At 42.3% G+C, this 1,541-nt stretch carries 2 protein-coding genes; both read left to right on the top strand.

Annotated elements, in window-relative coordinates; translation table 11 throughout:
• A partial coding sequence (locus tag ACFO6X_RS15810) for a hypothetical protein (RefSeq protein WP_382434966.1) occupies positions 1 to 322 on the top strand: 322 nt, incomplete at its 5' end.
• Between the two features lie 71 nt (positions 323 to 393).
• Positions 394 to 1,248 carry a hypothetical protein gene (locus tag ACFO6X_RS15805; RefSeq protein WP_382434964.1) on the top strand — a complete coding sequence of 285 codons (855 nt, stop codon included), beginning with the start codon at positions 394 to 396 and terminating at the stop codon, positions 1,246 to 1,248.
• Positions 1,249 to 1,541 lie beyond the last annotated feature (293 nt).

Genomic DNA, 1,541 nt, shown 5'->3' with positions numbered 1-1,541 from the left:
GTTAGGAATATCTATGAATTCAGATGAAAATCATCAATTAAAACATGAACTGAAAGAAGCCTTGCAACTAATCGAAAATCTCGGCACTAGACTGACGGGCCTCACTAGCGTTGTGCGCGTAATTGCGCTCACACATCCAAATCGCGCTGATCTCTTAAAGGCTTTGGAAGAGGCAAAGATTCGCCTTGAAGGTGTTTATGGCGAGACTCAACTTTCTGATCAGATAATTCAAAATACTCTCGCTCCAATCGCTGAATTTCAGCAATTGTTGAAGAAACCACCAAAGCCATTGACTCCGTTTTCATTACCACCAACCTCCTAACCTTTCATTCAACCCGGACGCGCATCGCGCGCCGGTTAATTTGTGGCGTTAGGCGTTAAAAGGAATAAATCATGTATCCTGCAAATGTGTTCAAAATATTTTTGGCTTCCCCTAGTGATGTCCCAAAAGAAAGACAGATTGCTCGGGAAGTCATACAAAAATGGAACGACCTTTATTCTGAAAATACGGGAATAATTCTTCAAGCAATTGGCTGGGAAACTCACTCTTATCCTTCAATGGGAGATAGAGCACAAGGCATAATAAATAAGCAAATATTGAAAGATGCGGATTTCTTAGTAGGAATTTTTTGGACTCGTATTGGCACATCCACTGGTAAGCACGAAAGCGGAACTTTAGAAGAGATAAGAGAGCATATCAACGCCGGAAAACCTGCAATGATTTGCTTCTCTGATCAACCTGTTCAAATGGGCTCAGTTGATCAAGAACAATACAATAAACTTGTAGAGTTTAAGCAGGAGTGTTACGAAAAAGGCCTAGTTTCTAGTTACGATTCATTTGAAGTATTTAAAAGCATATTGAGCGATGCTCTTGTTAGAAGAGCTCAGAGCGGCGAGCCATTTGTCGGTTCTGAAAAAATCGAAGGTGGAAAAATCACACCTACAGATTTTGGTGTCGGAATGCCAAAAATCATTACACTATCTCCTGACGCAAAAGATTTGCTTCTGGAGGCTTCTAATGATGTATCAGGTAATATTATGAAGTTAGCTTTTATAGGAGGTTTAACACTACAGGCTAATGGACGGCATTTTTTAACTGATAGATCTCCGAGAGAAAAAGCTCGTTGGGAAGCTGCCCTAAATCAATTAATAGAAGAAAATTTAGCAGAAGAAGTAGGTCATAAAGGAGAGATATTTAGAGTGACACATTACGGATATCAAATTGCAGATCAAATTAAGAACGCCTAACAAATCGCTCAAGCGGACGGCTTCCAGCCGCCGCTTACCTTGGTTCGTTAGCATTCGCCCACGGTGGTGCTGATTCCATGCCCATTAAAAATCCAGTTTTATTTTCACCAGTTTTTCCGAAGTAGGCTTTGCCGTTAGTTTTCTAGCCTAGTGTTCTTGGTTTCGTGGCGGCACTGGCACAGGTTCGTTTTTCCGACTATGCTGCTGGCTTTGGGTGGCTGGTGTGTGGGCTTGGGTTCTAACTCGGCGCTCAAGCGGACAGCTTCCAGCCGCCGCTTACCTTGGTTCGTTAG

Source organism: Giesbergeria sinuosa (assembly GCF_042652905.1).
GTDB classification, from domain to species: Bacteria; Pseudomonadota; Gammaproteobacteria; order Burkholderiales; family Burkholderiaceae_C; genus Simplicispira; species Simplicispira sinuosa.
Note: the sequence above shows the minus strand (reverse complement) of the source record. Positions and strands in the feature narration are given on the sequence as shown.